The 17,257-nt window shown below is 34.9% G+C and carries 12 protein-coding genes; 11 read left to right on the forward strand and 1 reads right to left on the reverse strand.

Translation table 11 applies throughout. The annotated features are described in order from the left end of the window. Window positions 1-250 precede the first annotated feature (250 nt). From JQC67_RS16440 to JQC67_RS16480, 9 genes are all read left to right on the forward strand, one after another. Window positions 251-619 carry a group I truncated hemoglobin gene (locus JQC67_RS16440; protein WP_203254009.1) on the forward strand — a complete coding sequence of 123 codons (369 nt, stop codon included), beginning with the start codon at window positions 251-253 and terminating at the stop codon, window positions 617-619. A 273-nt stretch (window positions 620-892) separates the two neighbouring features. Further along, window positions 893-2,311, forward strand: a complete 1,419-nt coding sequence (locus tag JQC67_RS16445; protein ID WP_203254010.1) for an MFS transporter — start codon at window positions 893-895, stop codon at window positions 2,309-2,311. A 14-nt stretch (window positions 2,312-2,325) separates the two neighbouring features. Then, a complete protein-coding gene (locus tag JQC67_RS16450) occupies window positions 2,326-3,081 on the forward strand; it encodes a Crp/Fnr family transcriptional regulator (protein ID WP_238934873.1) in 756 nt (251 codons plus the stop codon). 284 nt (window positions 3,082-3,365) lie between these two features. Beyond that, the gene (locus JQC67_RS16455; protein ID WP_203254011.1) at window positions 3,366-4,748 is read left to right on the forward strand and encodes a CmpA/NrtA family ABC transporter substrate-binding protein; all 1,383 of its coding nucleotides are present in this window, start codon (window positions 3,366-3,368) and stop codon (window positions 4,746-4,748) included. A gap of 37 nt (window positions 4,749-4,785) precedes the next feature. Further along, complete coding sequence (locus JQC67_RS16460) at window positions 4,786-5,886, forward strand: ABC transporter permease (RefSeq protein WP_203254012.1); 1,101 nt, start codon at window positions 4,786-4,788, stop codon at window positions 5,884-5,886. A gap of 45 nt (window positions 5,887-5,931) precedes the next feature. Further along, a complete protein-coding gene (locus tag JQC67_RS16465) occupies window positions 5,932-6,771 on the forward strand; it encodes an ABC transporter ATP-binding protein (RefSeq protein WP_203254013.1) in 840 nt (279 codons plus the stop codon). Between the two features lie 16 nt (window positions 6,772-6,787). Further along, window positions 6,788-7,612, forward strand: coding sequence for an ABC transporter ATP-binding protein (locus tag JQC67_RS16470; RefSeq protein WP_203254014.1), 825 nt, complete (start codon window positions 6,788-6,790; stop codon window positions 7,610-7,612). A 38-nt stretch (window positions 7,613-7,650) separates the two neighbouring features. After that, on the forward strand, window positions 7,651-8,952 hold the full coding sequence (locus tag JQC67_RS16475) for an alginate export family protein (protein WP_203254015.1): 1,302 nt from the start codon (window positions 7,651-7,653) through the stop codon (window positions 8,950-8,952). Between the two features lie 185 nt (window positions 8,953-9,137). After that, window positions 9,138-9,806, forward strand: coding sequence for a response regulator transcription factor (locus JQC67_RS16480; protein WP_203254016.1), 669 nt, complete (start codon window positions 9,138-9,140; stop codon window positions 9,804-9,806). 91 nt (window positions 9,807-9,897) lie between these two features. Here JQC67_RS16480 and JQC67_RS16485 read toward each other — a convergent pair whose 3' ends face one another. Beyond that, window positions 9,898-11,916 (reverse strand): NHL repeat-containing protein, encoded by a 2,019-nt coding sequence (locus JQC67_RS16485; protein ID WP_203254017.1) that lies wholly within the window; start codon window positions 11,914-11,916, stop codon window positions 9,898-9,900. A gap of 309 nt (window positions 11,917-12,225) precedes the next feature. Between JQC67_RS16485 and JQC67_RS16490 the strand changes: the two genes are divergently transcribed. Further along, a complete protein-coding gene (locus tag JQC67_RS16490; protein ID WP_203254018.1) occupies window positions 12,226-15,753 on the forward strand; it encodes a nitrate reductase in 3,528 nt (1,175 codons plus the stop codon). Between the two features lie 45 nt (window positions 15,754-15,798). After that, the gene (locus JQC67_RS16495) at window positions 15,799-17,238 is read left to right on the forward strand and encodes a rubredoxin (protein WP_203254019.1); all 1,440 of its coding nucleotides are present in this window, start codon (window positions 15,799-15,801) and stop codon (window positions 17,236-17,238) included. Window positions 17,239-17,257: the final 19 nt, after the last annotated feature.

Raw genomic sequence — 17,257 nt, forward strand, 5'->3', positions numbered from 1 at the left:
CAACTGATTCTAAAAGTAAAGTAATTACACTCACTAAAAGCAAAAATATAGCTAGACACTTATAATATTAAAAATTGAATTCTTTAAAAATCATCGGTCATTTTTCTGATTCTACAATTTTAGATGAAGTATTCCGTAATGCTCATAAAAATAGAGGTATCCGCTAGCATAAATACGTATTCATATTATAATTATGTTATTTTTAGTAAAGGTATGACGGTTCAATAACATACTCAAAATCAAAAAAAATATGGAATCAGAAGATAGCTTATTAGTAAGACTAGGTGGAGTTGATACAGTAAATTCAGCTATAGACATTTTTTACTCTAAAGTGTTAGCAGACGAAAGAATAAATGCATTTTTTTTAAATACTGACATGTCTAAACAAAAAGACAAACTTAAAATTTTTCTATCCTATTCTTTTAGTGACCCTACCAACTACTCCGCAAAGAACATACGCAAGGCTCATTCTTCAATTGACCTAAAAGATGCTGATTTTGAGACTTTTACAGAACACCTAATATATTCTTTAGAGGAATTAAATGTACCCGGAAATCTAATAGATGAAGTTATCGCCTTTACATTAAACGTCAAAAAAGATGTAATCAATAACGACTGAAATAGCCTTTGTAGTTTTTAATTTAGTTAATAGTATACAATCTATTTTTCCAATTGCATTCCGTTTTTTACCTTTCCCATTAAATCCAATTAACTCCATTCAATAGATTTCATAAAAACAAATACCTCATTTTTAGAATTGTTTATTTTCTGCATAGCATAATAATCATCTTCATAAAAATACATACTCAAATTAAATTCAATTCATAAATACGTATTAATACGTATTTGTATACGTAGTTTTGTTTATCAATAAACATTAAAACTGCGTATTATGGAAACACAATCTAAAAAAGCTACTACTTTAAAACTCACAGATTTTAAATCGATGCCTATCCGCACGTTTTGGATAACATCAATAGCATTCTTTATTTGCTTTTTCGCCTGGTTCGGAATTGTACCTTTTATGCCAGATGTTGTTAAAGACCTCGGATTAACCCCAGACCAAAAATGGAATTCAATCATTTTAGCTGTAACCGGAACTGTATTTGCACGATTATTAATTGGCAAGCTATGTGATAAATATGGTCCGCGCTTGTGTTATACCTATTTATTAATCTTAGGCGCCATACCGGTAATACTTATAGGTTTTGTTCAAACGCCGATGCAATTTTTAATTTGCAGATTATTCATAGGTTTTATAGGAGCATCATTTGTAATAACTCAATTTCATACTTCTATAATGTTCGCACCAAATATTGTAGGCACCGCAAACGCAACTTCTGCAGGTTGGGGTAATTTGGGTGGTGGTGCTAACCGCCTAGGCATGCCATTAATAGCTGCTGCAGTTGTAAGTTTCGGCGTTGCTGATGAAATTGCATGGCGCTATTCAATGATAATTGCTGGGGTAATTGCAATGTTAATGGGAGTTATATACTATTTCTTCACTCAAGATACTCCTGAAGGTAACTTTGCACAACTTAAAAAAGAAGGCAAAATGCCGAATTTCAAAAAAGATGAAGAGTCTTTTGTGAGCGTTCTTAAAGATTACCGTGTATGGATTCTTTTTATTGTTTATGCTGCAAGTTTTGGCATGGAACTAACAGTATACGGCACGATGGATGATTACCTTCAAAACAGATTTGGTCTTACACGTTCTATAGCAGGAAACTTAGTATTATCGTTTGCACTAATGAATATTTTTGCACGAACTCTTGGTGGATTTTTTGGTGATAAGTTTGGAAAATTAAAGGGCCTTAGAGGTCGAGTTATATTTCTTACCGTAATACTTGCGGCGGAAGGCTTAATGCTTTCAATTTTTTCTGTTACTACAAGTTTAGCCGTTGGTATGATTTTCTTAATCGCTTTTAGTCTTACTGTTCAAATGGCAGAAGGTGCAACCTTTTCAGTAGTTCCATTTATTAACAAAAAAGCCATTGGATCAATATCTGGTATTGTAGGTGCTGGTGGAAATGTTGGAGCATTTTTAGCAGCAATGTTTTTAAAATCCAAATCAGCAATGGCTGAAACCACAGCGTTAACATCCAATGTTGATTTAGGGGAGACAGCAATGAAAGCAGCGCAATCTGCGGCGGCTGCTAGTGCAGTATCTAGTGGATATTTTATAATTGGTGGCTTTGTAGTTGTAAGTGCACTAACCACGTTAGCAATAAAATTCTCAACTGCTGATGAAAAAGCCTCTGCTATTGATATGAAAAAAATTCAGCCAAATTTGGTTTTAGGTGACAAATAAAATAATATTTAAGTATGATTTCAACCTCAAACATAACAAGTACATCAACTAAAAACATCAGCTTAGTTAATACTGCATGTATGGCTTGTACCAATGAGCATTGCTTAATAAAAAAAAATCTAAAATCCCCTGTAGTATCTGAATTTACCAAACAACGTAAACAAATTCGATGTAAAAAAGGGCAACAATTTATTATGGAAGGTGCTCCTGTTACAGGTCTTTTTTTTCTCCTTCATGGAAAAGTAAAAGTATTACGAACAGGATTACATGGTAAAGAACAGATAGTTCGTTTTGCAAAAGAAGGTGAAATAATTGGGCACAGAGGTTTTGGCACAAAAGAAACCTACTCCATTAGCGCAGTTGCCATTGAAGACTGTATACTCTGCTATTTTTCCATAGAAAATATTCAAGAATTATTACGTGTTGAGCCTATTTTTACTTATGACTTCATGTTATTTTATGCAAATGAACTCAATAAAAGTGAAGACAAAGTTAAATCACTTTCTCAGATGACTGTGCGCGAAAGGGTAATTGATACCTTATTATATGTCAATCGAAAGTTCGGACGGAAGTCTAGTTTCATATCAATTCTTTTAAGCCGAAGAGAATATGCTGATTATGCAGGTACTACTGAAGAACAAGTAATTCGAGTACTCTCGGCACTTAAAAAAGAAAAACTCATCACTACCAAAGGCAAGCGTATTGGTATAGTTGACATTTCACTTCTACAGAAAGAAATATCTGAGCACAACTTCTATTTAGATAGTTAACATTTAAGTATACCAAAATTAAATTTTAGGTCTTCAAAGTTTAATATTAGTACGTATTAGTACTCATTACCAAACCACAATAACTCCACTTCATAAAACCCTAATAAATAATTAATTATAACAAAAACCTGCTATTTAGCAGGTTTAAAACTGTGATTTTAATGCTTTTAACATGGTGTAAAAAGATGTATTCACATGCGCAATAACATACATCAAAAACTACAATACGTATATATTTGTCTAAAATAAGTATAAATACGTAGTTAATTAAAAACAACACAAGTATGAAAAGTATAATTACAAAAGCAACGCTACTAACTGTTCTATCAGTACTAGTTTTAGCTTGTGGAGGAAAAGAAGCAAAAAAAGCAGCCACCTCAACAAAAGAGGCAGTAGCATCTAAGACCAAACAACTTGATATTGAAAAACCCCAATTGACTTTTGGTTTTATTAAGCTAACAGATATGGCTCCATTAGCTATTGCAAAAGAAAAAGGGTTTTTTGAAGAAGAAGGCCTTTTCGTTTCTGTTGAAGCCCAATCAAACTGGAAGAATGTTTTAGACCGTGTTATTGACGGTCAATTGGACGGTTCGCACATGTTAGCAGGTCAACCAATTGCTGCTGGAGCAGGATTTGGACGACAGGCTCAATTGGTAACTCCATTTTCAATGGATTTAAATGGAAACGGAATAACAGTATCAAACGACGTTTGGTCAAAAATGAAGCCAAATGTACCTAAGGATGATGAAGGTAAACCAATACACCCTATTAAAGCAGATGCCTTAAAACCTGTAATTACTGAATACAAGAATAGTGGCAAACCTTTTAAAATGGGTATGGTTTTTCCAGTATCTACACACAATTATGAAATACGTTATTGGTTGGCTGCAGCCGGAATTCATCCAGGTATGTATACATCGGATAATGTTCAAGGCCAAATTGACGCAGAGGTATTATTATCTGTAACCCCTCCACCACAAATGCCAGCAACTTTAGAATCTGGAACTATTTATGGCTACTGTGTTGGCGAACCTTGGAATCAACAAGCAGTTTTTAAAGGTATCGGCGTTCCTGTAACTACGAACTACGATATCTGGAAAAACAATCCAGAAAAAGTATTTGTGATGACTAAAAAGTTTGTAGAAGATAATCCGAATACAACAATTGCAGTTACCAAAGCCCTAATTCGTGCAGGTAAATGGTTAGACGAACCATCTAACCGAGCTGAAGCAGTAAAAATATTATCGATGTCACAATACGTAGGTGCTCCTGAAGAAGTACTAGCAAATTCTATGACGGGTACTTTCGAATTCGAAAAAGGAGACAAACGCGAAATGCCAGATTTTAATGTATTCTATAAATACAATGCGACATATCCGTTCTACTCAGATGGTATTTGGTTCTTAACGCAGATGCGTAGATGGGGTCAAATTCCTGAAACAAAGCCAGCAGAATGGTATGGTGAAACCATCAAAGAAATTTATAGACCAGACATCTGGAAAAAAGCAGCAGATCTGCTAGTTGCAGAAGGACAAATACCAGCATCAGACGTTCCTGAAACTGATGGTTATAAAACTGTAACAGCTGACTTTATAGATGGAACCTCATATGATGCAAAAGATCCAATCGGATACATCAATAGTTTTTCTATTGGAAATAAAGACTAAGAAGATTTAGTAACGAATCGAAGCAAAAGAAAGCAATATGGAACAAGACATCACATTAAAAAAAGAAGGACAAAGTTTAGCCTTTTTGAAGCCTTTGTTAGCCAAGATAACACCTAAGTTTCAAAAAGGAGATCTTTTAGCATGGCTCAAAAAAACAGGGATTACTATACTATCCATTACACTATTTCTGGGATTATGGCACATGGGTTCTAAAGCACTTTACAATAAAGAAGCTGATTTTAAGATTGAAAAAGCGTTGACTGAGCAAGGTCAAGCTGCTGCTGATGCAGAACGAGCTTGTATTGAATCTGGAGAAAGTAGTTGCCAACCCAATACACTACCAGCTCCCACTCAAGTTTGGGCTTCTTTACAATCTCTAATTGCTGACCACAAAGTAATTACAGCAGATAAAGCGGCATTTGCCGAAAAGATGGCTGCCACAAATGAAAAATTAATAGCACAAGGAAAAAATGCGATAGTTTATACTGGTAGAGCTTCCTTTATTGATATCGTACTAACGAGTATAAAAACCGTTTTCGCTGGTTTTCTTTTGGCACTTTTAATCGCCGTTCCAATCGGAATCATCATAGGGTTGAGTCCTACTTTGCGAAGCGCTTTTAATTGGTTCATACAAATTTTTAAACCCGTTTCTCCGGTAGTTTGGTACTTACTTGTTTTTATGATTGTAAAAACTTTGTACATCGGTGATAATTCTGATAACGCATTTGTCATTTCTTTTATAAGTGTTGGTTTATGTGCTATGTGGGCCACCTTAGTTAACACTGCAATGGGTGTTTCCTCTGTAGATAAAGATTATATCAATGTTGCAAAAGTTCTAAAACTAGGAACATTTCAAAAAGTATTTAAAGTGATACTTCCGTCCTCATTACCTTTAATTTTCACAGGATTGCGAATAACCCTTTCGGTAGCTTGGATGGTACTAATAGCAATTGAATTATTGGCTCAAAGTCAAGGATTAGGTTTATTTGTTTGGGAAGAATTTCAAAATGGCGCCAACGATTCTAACTCCAAAATAATAGTAGCAATGTTCGTGATTGGTATTATCGGGTTTTTATTGGATAGGCTGATGCTGACGGTTCAGAACATGGTGTCATTTAATAAGAATGAAGGAGTCTAAAGTAAGTTTCTTTCAAACTGAATTAATAATTCAAAACTCAAAAAAATGGCATATTTAGAATTAAAAAATATATACAAAACCTACGGTGAAGATGAAAACGTCACCGAAGTACTTTCAGATATCAACCTTTCTATTGAAGAAGGAGAATTTGTAGCCATTGTAGGTTTCACGGGTAGTGGCAAAACGACTTTAGTAAATCTAATTAACGGACTTTTAAAACCGACCAGTGGCGAAGTTTTATTTAAAGGTGAACCAGTAGTTGATACGAGCCACGAAAGAGGGGTCATTTTTCAAAACTACTCATTACTTCCCTGGTTAACGGTAGGACAGAATATTTATATGGCCGTAAAAGAAGCCTTTCCTAAAGAAAGCAAAAGTGTTTTACATGAACGAGTAAAAGACTATGTATCAATGGTAAGTCTGACCCCAGCAATTAATAAACGTCCAAAAGAATTATCAGGAGGTATGCGCCAACGTGTTGCCGTTGCAAGAGCCCTTGCAATGAATCCTGAGATGATAATTATGGACGAACCATTAGGTGCGCTAGATGCACTAACCAGAGGAAATCTTCAAGACGAAATATTGAACATATGGAGCCAAGACAAACGAACTGCCTTGTTAATTACCAACGATGTCGATGAAGGAATTTATATGGCAGATAGAATTATTCCTTTAAAACCAGGGCCAAATGCGACTTTAGGTCCTGAATTTAAAATAGAGATTGAAAGGCCAAGAGACAAAACAGCCTTGAATGACAATCTGAATTACAAGAAAACTAGAAATGCCATCATAGAATACTTGATGGATATTGGAGAAGAACGAAAATCTGTATCACATACCAAATATGTTCTTCCAGAGATAAGTCCAAAAAGTTTTGTAGCCTAATTTAAAATTAAAGAAGATGAGCACTGAAACGACAATAGATAAATCGATGACGGAGAATGGAATCTTTTATCCTTCAAAAGTGATGTTAGACCTCTCCAAATTAAAGAAAGTATATCCAACACCTAAAGGAGATTATGTTGTACTTGAAGATTTGGATTTGCAAATAATGAAAGAGGAATTCGTAACCATTATCGGCCATTCAGGTTGTGGAAAAACAACTATGCTTTCAATGATTGCAGGTTTAAATCCAATCTCTGGAGGCAATATTGCGGTATTAGGTAACCCTGTAAAAGGACCAGGTCCAGATAGGGGTGTAATATTTCAATCTCCTAGCCTTATGCCATGGATGACTGCATTACAAAATGTAATGTTAGGTGTAAACAAAGTATTTTCTCATGCTACGAAATTGCAACGAAAAGACATCGCCAAATATTATTTACAAAAGGTAGGTTTAGAAGGTGCCTTTGACAAAAAAGCGTCTGAACTTTCACAAGGAATGCAACAACGTGTAGGTATTGCAAGAGCATTTGCTATAAAACCAAAGGTATTACTGTTAGATGAGCCATTCGGAATGCTAGATTCGCTAACAAGAGGAGAACTTCAAGATATTCTAATTGAAATCTGGAACAAGGAAAAAATAACCGCAGTAATGATCACGCACGATGTTGATGAAGCTATTTTCTTAGCAGACCGTGTTGTAATGATGACTAGTGGACCTAGCGCTAAAATCGGAGACATTTTAAATATTGATTTTGAAAGACCTCGTACGCGAAAATCTGTTTTGGAACATAACGATTATTACACCTATAGAAAACACTTAATTGACTTTTTAGAACATTAAACTTTATAAAATAGAAACATCTTTAAATAACCTAGATTATGAAAAATCAATATATAATTTTACTCTTATTACTTCTATCATTTCAAATCGTTACCGCACAATTCACGCTTGATGGAGAATTTAAACCACGAACCGAATTTAGAAGTGGCTTTGGTAGTATTATACCTGATGCTGCCGATTCAGGTTTTGCAATAGCAACACGCTTGCGCTTAAATGCAGGATATCAATATGAATCTTTTAAGTTTTATATGAGCTTGCAAGATGTTATGGTTTGGGGAGAAAACCGCCAATTAAAACCAGAAGATAGTAACAATTCATTTTCTGTTTTTCAAGCTTGGGCCGATATTAAATTAGGTGAAGGTTTCTCAACAAAAATAGGTCGCCAAATGTTGGTTTATGATGATCAACGTATTCTTGGCGGTGTTGATTGGGCAATGCAGGCACGCAATCATGATGCTGCATTATTAAAATACAAAAAGGGAAAATTTATGTTGGATTTAGCTCTTGCTTTCAATCAAGATTTTAGTACTACTACGGGTAACCCAGGCGGATTTCAATCTGTGGGAACCACATACAATACCACCGGTTTCTTTTCGTATAAAACCATGCAATTCTTGTATTTAAAACAAAATTGGGATACATTTTCTGCTAGTGCATTAATTATGAATAACGGTTTCCAAAACTTTACTGGTGATCCTGCAGTTGCCGATGGCGTTAGTAATTTACTAACCTTAGGTACTCATTTAAATTATAAACAAGGTAGTTTTGGAGCAGTTTTCAATGGTTATTTACAATCAGGTGAACGCCAAAATAGTGTGGATGTTAGTGGCGCTTATTTGTTAGGATTAGATCTAAGTTACAAAGTTTCAAAAGGGGTTTCATTAGGTTTAGGTGCTGAAATAATTAGCGGGAATGATACCGCGACTACAGACAAAACCGAAGCTTTTTTCCCACTCTACGGAACCAACCACAAGTTTAATGGATTTATGGATTATTTCTACGTAGGCAACCATGCAAATTCGGTTGGCCTTACAGACATTCATGCTAGCGCCAAATTCGCTATTGGCAAAAGTTCAAGCCTTTTAGTCAAAGTATTGAACTTTAGTGGAGCACAAGAATTGGCCAGTGGTGAAAAATCATTAGGAACAGAATTAGATTTAGTTTTTGCCAAAAAGTTTAAAGGATATGGTTTGGCAATTGGCTACTCACAAATGTTTGCTAGTAATGGTATGTACGAATTAAAAGGAATATCAGAATCAGCTGCTGCGAGTAGTCAAAACTGGGCCTGGGTTCAGTTAACTATGAAACCAAAGTTCTTAAACACGGGGGTAACAAATTAAAAATCTGAATGCTTTGCTTCGATCGGCTATCATAACCCTTTATGTTTGTGGTAGCCATTGAAGCATTATTTTTTTGTTATAATGTGTCCCATATATAATTCAGTATCTACCGTAGCCAACTAAATATGGCATAGTTTGTACTTCGTACTTAGAATCATATCTTTGTACGTATAAATACGCATACATTGAATCAAACAACTATAGTATTAGTAGACGACCATGCTTTGGTACGAGATGGTATAAGAGCACTTTTAGAAAGTGAAAAAGATCTTAAAGTTATTGGTGAGGGTGCAGACGGAACTGAAGCCCTCAGTTTAATCGATGAGAAAAAACCAGATGTACTAATCATTGACATTCGCATGCCAAAAATGACAGGTATTGAGGCTGTTGAAAAATTAAGTGCTTTAAATTCTGATGTAAAGTGTATCATACTCTCAATGCATGATTCAGAAGAATATATTCTACAATCTGTTGCGGCAGGTGCCAAAGGTTATCTTCTTAAAGACACTGATAAATCTGAGTTTATTAAAGCAATACATACGGTTCGTGAAGGTGGTAAATATTATAGTGGTGACATTTCAAATGTATTAGTCAATAATTTATTGAACCCAGGTGCTCATATTATAGAGAACTCAAAAAGCACAGTACGTACTACTAATCAATTTGATCTTACCAATAAAGAAATAAAGGTTTTAGAATTGGTATTGTCTGGACTGACGAACAAGCAAATTTCAGAAAAACTACAAAATAGTAAGCGCACTGTTGAAACACACCGTTTTAATTTAATGCGAAAAATGGAAGTCAACAACCTTATGGACTTATCTAAAAAGGCGCAAGAATATAATTTAGTTTAGCCCGATTCCATTCTTAAAAAAAGGCATAAAATAAAAAGCCACCTAACTTAGTTAGGTGGCTTTTATCATTAAATCTATTAACTAATTTTAACTAGTTGTTGTATAAATACAAAGATGATGCTGACATTAAGTCATTGCTAAAACTAGGAGCAATATCACCAGAACTATTCAATACATTACTAAATCCTAAGATTTTACCATTACCAACTTCAGCAATGAAAACACTTTTTGTTTTATGATCGTAGGCTACATCAATAGGGTTCCCCATTTGTGTAGACGGACCTGCAATGCGAATTTGATTCATAGAAGCTAATGTACCACCTGTACTTAAATCAGCAAGTTTAGCTGTGAAGTTTTCAATAATATGAAAACCACCATCAGTGTTGGCATCTGCAGCATCACCTATATCAGTCATTACTAAAACATCATCAGATTCACTATAGTCAATACCGTGCGTTCTAACGATACCTTCAATTGTAATTTTCTTTTCAGCAGTTATCATTCCATCAGCAGTGTATGAACTTAAGAAATTTGGAAAAACCGCTAAATCACTTGAATTATCTACAACGGCTAATAAATCATTACCCATAAAGGTTATGCCCCAAACATTAAATCCGACTTGCAATGTATTTAATAAAGTTAGATTAGACCCATCATAGGTGTATACATAAAATTCATTTTCTCCATTATCAGAAACTACTACCTTGTTTCCAAAAACAGCAATTTCTCTTGGGCTCATTAATTCTGCACTTCCAGAGAAATCCGCAGAAACAGTTGCTAAATCTGTGATAAGCGAAAAACCACTATAATACTGAGCCATTAACTCAGATCTAGAAGCCTGAATTATAGCATCATTTAGTCCATCATAATATATTCCTTCTGTCGCCGAACTATTAGAAGTAATTGTCTTCGTCAAAAGACCCATATTATCATAAACATTAATATTTCCGTTAGCATTATTTGTGGTGTATAGTCTAGAAGACATATTAGACGAAGAAGTTCCGATATCACCATCGGTCTCATCACTACTAAACACAAGTGAAGAAGCGCTAGGCAAATCCATATTAAAACTTGGTGTTAAATCACCTCCACTACCAACTGCAGTAAATCCAAGAACTTTACCATTTCCAACTTCAGAAACGTAAATTGCATCTGTTTCAGAATCATAAGCAACATCAATTGGGTTACCCATTAAGGTAGAAGATCCTGCTACACGAACTTGCTCACTTAATGGCAATAAATCACCATCAGAAAGTGCATCAAATTTAGTTGAGAATTCAGAAATTACATGAAAACCACCATCATCAGCCGTATTAGCAGCATCGCCTATATCTGTTAAAATCATTGTATCATCAGAGCCACTATATGTTAGACCATGTGTTCTTACGATTCCTTCAATTGTTACTTGTTTCGATGGTCTCATCAAACCATTAGTTGCATTTGCTAAGAAGTTATTAAAAACAGCTAAGTCACCTGTTTTATCAACAACGGCGTACAAATCATCTCCTTTAAAAGTTATTCCCCAAACAGCAAATGGTATTTGAACCGTGTAGGTAAGCGTAAAATTAGTATCCCCTTTTTCATAAACGAAAAAAGTATTTGCGTCATTGTCAGCCACTACATAAGAAGAACCATTGACTGCTAATTCACGAGGACTTACTAAATCTGCAGCTCCCATAAATGCAGGTGCAACAGAAGTACCCGTTGTAATGCTTTTAACCGGACTATATGCTTCTAATTGTAGTGAAGATCGCGATGCTTGAATTACGACATCAGCGGTTGCATCATAATAAATACCTTCTGCCGCAGTTGATGGCGTCACCAAAGTAACCAAAGAATCACCCGTTATACTATACTTAGAAATATTACCATCAGCATTATTTGTTACATAAAGCTCAGCTCTTCTACCTAACATCATAGGATCTTCAGTACAAGGTTGACATGAAGTTCCACCGCAATCAATTCCTGTTTCGTCTCCGTTCATTATCCCATCTGTACAAGTAGGCATTTGTACAACTACTTCAGTATCATCATCGCTACATGAAGTAAGTAACAGAATAAAAATTAAAATACCAGCATATGCACAAGCATATAAGATTGATTTTTTCATAATTACATATTTTTTTTAAGGTTATTAATCAATAAGTATTTACGGCGGAAATAAAGGAGGGTTTGGTAAAGGATGTTAAAATTTTCCTAATAATAAATACAATCCAAAACCCATGTTTCCACAAAAATTTGCCCCATTTTATTGCAAGTAAATCTGATTTATCAATTCCATAAATGACAATTGTAATCCCCATAAATTATCAATTGCCTAAAATAACAGGTAAGTATTATCATATTTTAACTACGTATTAATACGTAATTTTCTAACTTGCATAAGTAAATGTTACGCCGAAATTAAAAAGGGCAAACCATGCAGAAAAAGAAAACAGAAAAGACCATTTGCTCGTATTGCGGTGTAGGATGTGGAATATTAGTTGATGTTGATTCTAAAGGAACAATTAATGTTGAAGGCGACCCAGACTACCCTTCCAACAAAGGCATGTTATGCTCTAAAGGCAGAAACTTAAACTATGTTGCTCAAGATACTAGCGACCGTATTTTATATCCTGAAATGCGATGGAACAGAAATCACCCGTTACAAAAAGTTACTTGGGATACTGCTTTTGAGCGCGCAGCAGCTGTTTTTAAGAGTATCATTGCAAAGCATGGTCCTGATAGTGTTGGCTTCTATGTTTCTGGCCAATGTTTAACTGAAGAATATTATTTAGCCAACAAAATTACTAAAGGTTTTATTGGCACAAATAACATAGACACCAATTCGCGCTTATGTATGAGTTCTGCCGTAGTAGGATACAAAAAAACTATTGGTGAAGATTCAGTACCAATTTCTTATGAAGATATTGAATTGGCTGATTGTTTTTTAATTGCTGGTGCAAACCCGGCGTGGTGTCATCCGATATTATATAGACGTTTAGAACAACGAAAAGCAGATTACCCTGAAGTCAAAGTAATAGTTATTGATCCTAGAAAAACACAAACCGCGGCTGCAGCTGATTTACATTTACAAATTTTACCCGGTACTGATGTAATATTATTCAATGCTATTGCCCGATGGCTAATTGAAAAACGAAAAATAGATAAAAGCTTTATCAAAAAGCATACTGTAAATTTTGATGAAGTAAAAGAAACTGCTTTCTCTTTATCAATTCGACAGGCCGCTGAAAAATGTGGAATTTCAGCTTCAGAAATACGCAAAGCTGCACAGTATATTGGTGAAGCAAGTAAGTTTCTTACCATGTGGACCATGGGTCTTAATCAAAGTGTTATAGGTGTTTCAAAAAATGTTTCCTTATTAAATTTATCCTTGCTCACAGGTCAAATTGGTAAACCTGGTTGTGGTCCGTTTTCATTAACCGGACAACCAAATGCAATGGGCGGTCGTGAAGTTGGCGGAATGGCGAATTTATTAGCTGCACATAAAGATTTAAGTAACCCCACGCATAGAAAAGAAGTTGCCGAATTTTGGGGAGGAAAAGAAATTAAAGAAAAATCGGGGTATACGGCTACTGAAATGTTCGATGCTTTAGAAAGCGGAAAACTAAAAGCAATTTGGATTATTTGCACCAACCCTGCCGTTAGCATGCCCAATGTACACAAAGTTGAACGAGCGCTAAAAAAAGCAGCCTTTGTTGTTGTACAAGATATTTCTCATAATTCAGAAACCACAAAATATGCCGATTTACTTTTACCAGCTGCAGGTTGGTTAGAAAAAGAAGGCACCATGACAAATTCTGAACGAAGAATTAGTTACTTACCCAAAGTAATTGACCCACCTGCCGAAGCATTACCCGATGTTGAAATTCTTTGGCGCTTTGCACAAGCCATGGGCTTTAAAGGTTTTGATTATAAAAATGCAAGCGAGGTGTATGACGAACATTGTTTATTAACCAAAGGCACTAATATTGATATTTCTGGTTTGTCGTATGAACGTTTGCAAAATGAGGGTAGTTTTCAATGGCCGGTACCCTATAATACACATCCGGGTACCCCACGCTTATTCTCGGATTTACAATTTCACACTCCCGATAAGAAAGCTCATTTTAATGCACCACAAAGTCTTTATAATTCATCCGAAGAAACAAGTAGTGATTATCCGTTAATATTAAATACGGGTAGAGTAAGAGATCAGTGGCATACCAGAACCAAGACAGGAAAAGTAAAGCGTCTATTGACGCATATACCACAACCCTACCTAGAAATGAACAAGGTAGATGCGTACTTAAAAAAAATCAAAGATGGTGATGTTGCTGTTATAAAAAGTAGAAGAGGTCAAGTACAAGTTAAGGTAAAGGTAAATCTTGATATTCGTGAGGGTGTGGTATTTCTACCAATGCACTGGGGTAAAGTTCTAAATAATGATTTTGGCCGAGCTAATAATATTACAAATGATTTAATAGATCCAGTTTCTAAAGAGCCTGATTTTAAGTACTGCGCAGTACAGGTAGAAAAATATGTAAAGGCAGATCAAAAAATTATAGTTGTTGGTGCAGGTGCAGCGGCTTACCGATTTATTCAATCGTATCGTGAAAAAAATAAAAAAGATGCATTGCATGTTTTTTCTAAAGAAAAAGACCCTTTCTATAACCGAGTTTTACTCCCAGAATATGTAAGTGAAGTACTTTCTTGGGAATCTTTAGAAAAATTAAAAAAAGGCGAAATAGAAAAATTAGGAGTGCATTTACACTCGGGTATTGGTATAGATTCAATTGACGCTACAAACAAAACAGTAACCGATTCTAACGGAATTGAACATTCTTATGACCTTTTGATAATGGCGACTGGTAGTCGTGCTTTTGTACCTAGTGAAGTACAAATTAATCAACCGGGAAGATTTACAATGCGTGAACGCGGTGATGCGGATCGATTACGTCAGTACTTACAAAAAACCGAACTACCAGCAGAAAAACAACATGTGGTAATTGTTGGTGGCGGCCTACTCGGATTAGAATTGGCAGCCGCCTTAAAAAACATCAATATTAACATTAGCATTGTACAACGAGCACATCGATTGATGGAACGTCAATTAGATAATGTTGCCAGTAGACTACTCGCTGAAGATGTAACAGAAAGAAATATTGATATCTATTTTGACAATGAGGTAAGTACCGTTTTCGAAGAAAAAGAGAATGCACACACCCTATTGGTAAATTTAAAAACCGGTAGAACGTTGCAATGCAACGCGATTGTTTATGCTATAGGTACAAGACCAAATATTGAACTCGCTAAGCGTGCTAATTTAAAAACTCGAAGAGGTTTGGTAGTCAATTCGTATCTGCAATCAAGTGATCCAAATATTTTTGGATTAGGAGAAATTGCAGAATATAACAATTCACTTTTCGGAATTACTTCTGCTGCAGAACAGCAAGCCGATATAGCCGCAAATTATATACTCGGTGATTATAGTAGTATGTACAATGGATCAGTGTTAATGAATATATTAAAGTTTGAAAACCTTGACTTGTGTAGCATTGGTATGGTAAATACACCTAGTGATGATAACAGCTATGAAGAAATTATTTTGATGGATGTTAGCAAGCGATTTTATAAAAAATGCATTGTAAAAGACGATACATTAAAAGGTGCTATTTTAATGGGCGATAAAAATGAGTTTGCTGAATTTAAGCGCCTGATTGAAGAAGAAATTGAACTTTCAGAAAAGCGAAATGAATTGCTGCGTGGTGCGTCAAATATTGCCCCTTTGAAAGGAAAATTAATTTGCTCATGTAGTCAAGTTGGTGAAGGAAATATAACAGACGCTATCACTGGTGGTTGTACTGAATTTAAAGAACTATGTTCACAAACAGGAGCCGGATTAGGCTGTGGTAGTTGTAAACCAGAAATCAAAGCCTTATTAGTTAATCAATTGCAATTGGCGTAAACAAGTAATTTTATCTGAATGTATCTCGAAAAAAACAATTAAAAAATGAACGACGACTTATATCGTATTTTATTAAAAGGCGGAGTTACTTCACCTGGTGAATTAAAAGACATTATTTTAATGCTTGAAACTGCTGGATTAAAAGAAGTGTTTTTCGGAAGTAGACAAGATTTATTGTTTCCTTTAAAGGATAAAAAAGAAGAAGAACAGTTAGAACAGCTTTCGAAATTCAATACCGATATTGTAACTAATAGAAATTATCAAAACATTGTTACTTCATATGTTTCAGCCGATGTTTTTGAAATGACCTATTGGTTAAAAGGATCTACCTATCTCTACATTTTAGAAGGGTTTGATTATTTGCCGCAATTAAAAATTAACGTAACGGACCCTAAGCAACGGTTGGTGCCACTTTTTAGTGGAAATTTAAATTTTGTTGCCTCTGAAAGTGAAGACTATTGGTATTTAAATGTCAAGCTACCGCATTGGAAAACCTCAGCTTATTATCCTGTATTAATTTACAGTTGGGATATTACTACAGTTTCAAAAACTATTGAAGAAATTCATGAAGACATCACAGATGTAGCTGAACTATTTTATGTAGTCAACAAAAAAATAGATACCAATAATAAAGCCATTGAAAAAGATCTTAAAGTACCCTTTTTAACTTTTCCATATTATGAAGGAATGAATAGAATGGGTATGGATCAATACTGGTTAGGCTTGTATTGGCGTAATAATAAATATGACCTGTCTTTCTTAAAAGAATTCTGCGGTTTTTGTCTTGACAACAGCATTGGAAAAATTTGTATTACCCCATGGAAATCATTCATTATCAAAGGAATAAAACAAAAGAGCAGACCAGAACTAGAACGTTTTCTAGGTCAAAGAGGAATCAATGTTCGGCATTCACAATTGGAAATGAATTGGCATTTGCCCGTTGATGATGTAGAAGCACTAGAGCTTAAAAAATTCTTAGTCCGTAGTTTTGACCAAAATGATATTAGCACCTATGGTCTAACATTTGGCATTAGTAATGATGTGGGTAAACGCTCTCATTTTTCTTCCATAATAATTGAAAAAAACAATGCCCCTACTCTAGTTCAAAATTTTGAAGTGAGACCTTCTTATAATGTCTTACATTTTGAAAATTTTGACCCAAATTCGCAAACTTATCAGGCGTATGCTCAAGATGTAGATAAAATAGAATTACCTGGGCTTCTCATGGAATTAAGTAAAAAATACTTTGAACAATTAGGCACGGTAAAAATTAAAGAGGAAAGCGTAAAAAAAACAATTAAGAAAAACACACAACTAGTTTACCAATGCACCTCTTGTCTTTCAGTATACGATGCTACTTATGGAGACGAATCTGCAGCTATTAAAGCGGGTACTACTTTTGAAAATTTACCTGAAAGTTATTGTTGTTCTGTTTGTCAGTCCTCAAAAGAGGCATTTAAAAGTATTGAAATGCAGTTGCAATAATTCAAACTTTATATTCAAA

It is taken from the genome of Aurantibacter crassamenti, assembly GCF_016811105.1.
GTDB lineage: Bacteria > Bacteroidota > Bacteroidia > Flavobacteriales > Flavobacteriaceae > Aurantibacter_A > Aurantibacter_A crassamenti.

Bases quoted from the DNA above. Each gene is read 5' to 3' on its own strand.
- JQC67_RS16440 (WP_203254009.1), top strand. From the start codon at position 251: ATGGAATCAGAAGATAGCTTATTAGTAAGACTAGGTGGAGTTGATACA.
- JQC67_RS16445 (WP_203254010.1), top strand. From the start codon at position 893: ATGGAAACACAATCTAAAAAAGCTACTACTTTAAAACTCACAGATTTT.
- JQC67_RS16450 (WP_238934873.1), top strand. From the start codon at position 2,326: ATGATTTCAACCTCAAACATAACAAGTACATCAACTAAAAACATCAGC.
- JQC67_RS16455 (WP_203254011.1), top strand. From the start codon at position 3,366: ATGAAAAGTATAATTACAAAAGCAACGCTACTAACTGTTCTATCAGTA.
- JQC67_RS16460 (WP_203254012.1), top strand. From the start codon at position 4,786: ATGGAACAAGACATCACATTAAAAAAAGAAGGACAAAGTTTAGCCTTT.
- JQC67_RS16465 (WP_203254013.1), top strand. From the start codon at position 5,932: ATGGCATATTTAGAATTAAAAAATATATACAAAACCTACGGTGAAGAT.
- JQC67_RS16470 (WP_203254014.1), top strand. From the start codon at position 6,788: ATGAGCACTGAAACGACAATAGATAAATCGATGACGGAGAATGGAATC.
- JQC67_RS16475 (WP_203254015.1), top strand. From the start codon at position 7,651: ATGAAAAATCAATATATAATTTTACTCTTATTACTTCTATCATTTCAA.
- JQC67_RS16485 (WP_203254017.1), bottom strand. From the start codon at position 11,916: ATGAAAAAATCAATCTTATATGCTTGTGCATATGCTGGTATTTTAATT.
- JQC67_RS16490 (WP_203254018.1), top strand. From the start codon at position 12,226: ATGCAGAAAAAGAAAACAGAAAAGACCATTTGCTCGTATTGCGGTGTA.
- JQC67_RS16495 (WP_203254019.1), top strand. From the start codon at position 15,799: ATGAACGACGACTTATATCGTATTTTATTAAAAGGCGGAGTTACTTCA.